General features: G+C 53.8%; 2 tRNA genes and 1 rRNA gene. All 3 read left to right on the top strand.

From position 1 onward, the window contains the following. Positions 1-905: ribosomal RNA gene (locus tag WS42_RS14705) — 23S ribosomal RNA — on the top strand; the annotation flags it as partial. 159 nt (positions 906-1,064) lie between these two features. Then, a tRNA-Lys gene (locus WS42_RS14700) sits at positions 1,065-1,140 on the top strand. Between the two features lies 1 nt (position 1,141). Next, positions 1,142-1,216: transfer RNA gene (locus tag WS42_RS14695), tRNA-Glu, on the top strand. The last annotated feature ends 66 nt before the right edge of the window (positions 1,217-1,282 follow it).

The raw sequence follows: 1,282 nt of genomic DNA, 5'->3' as shown, positions 1-1,282 counted from the left end.
CAACAGCCCGCCCGGCGAAATTGTAGTACCGGTGAAGATACCAGTTACCCGCAACTAGACGGGAAGACCCCATGGAGCTTTACTGCAGCTTAATACTGGAATTCGGTAACCCATGTACAGGATAGGTGGGAGGCTTGGAAGCAGGGGCGTCAGCTCTTGTGGAGCCGCCGGTGGGATACCACTCTTGGATTGCTGAATTTCTAACCTGCGGCCGTGAATCCGGTCGGGGGACACTGTTAGGCGGGCAGTTTGACTGGGGCGGTCGCCTCCTAAAGAGTAACGGAGGCGCTCAAAGGTTGGCTCAGCACGGACGGAAATCGTGCAGTGAGTGTAAACGTAGAAGCCAGCCTAACTGCGAGACCGACGGGTCGAGCAGTAACGAAAGTTGGAGTTAGTGATCCGGTGGTATGTGAGTGGAAATGCCATCGCTCAACGGATAAAAGCTACCCTGGGGATAACAGGCTGATCTCCCCCAAGCGTCCACAGCGACGGGGAGGTTTGGCACCTCGATGTCGGCTCGTCACATCCTGGGGCTGAATTCGGTCCCAAGGGTTCGGCTGTTCGCCGATTAAAGTGGCACGCGAGCTGGGTTCAGAACGTCGTGAGACAGTTCGGTCCCTATCTGTTGCGGGCGTAAGAGATTTGAAGGGAGCTGTCCTTAGTACGAGAGGACCGGGATGGACGTACCTCTGGTGCACCAGTTGTCCTGCCAAGGGCATAGCTGGGTAGCTATGTACGGACGAGATAAACGCTGAAAGCATCTAAGCGTGAAACTCCCCCTAAGATAAGATCTCTCATCCTTCGAGGAGTAAGGGCCCAGGAAGACTACCTGGTAGATAGGCCGGAGGTGGAAGTGCAGTAATGTATGGAGCTGACCGGTACTAATAGCCCGAGGGCTTGACCTACGAGAAAGCAGGCGTGCTTGAAAGCGGTGTCACATTGTTCGGTTTTGAGGGTGCAGGGAGCGCACACCTCGGACGGAAAGGAAGGAGCAGGAGGGCTGATAGCTCAAAAGGAGCTAGTGAAAGCTTTCTTTGTATACTTTCTTTCTCGAAAGAAAGTATGCACCTTTAGCTCAGTTGGTAGAGCAACTGACTCTTAATCAGTGGGTCCCCGGTTCGAGTCCGTGAAGGTGCACCATGGCCCGTTGGTCAAGTGGTTAAGACAGCGGCCTCTCACGCCGTTAACATCGGTTCGAATCCGGTACGGGTCACCAGACTTTTCAAGGGCGAAAGTTCTTGACAAGGGAAGCGAAATACAATATAATACAGTTTGTTCTCCG

The sequence above is a fragment of the Odoribacter sp. N54.MGS-14 genome, assembly GCF_000980295.1.
GTDB lineage: Bacteria > Bacteroidota > Bacteroidia > Bacteroidales > Marinifilaceae > Odoribacter > Odoribacter splanchnicus.
Note: the sequence above shows the minus strand (reverse complement) of the source record. Positions and strands in the feature narration are given on the sequence as shown.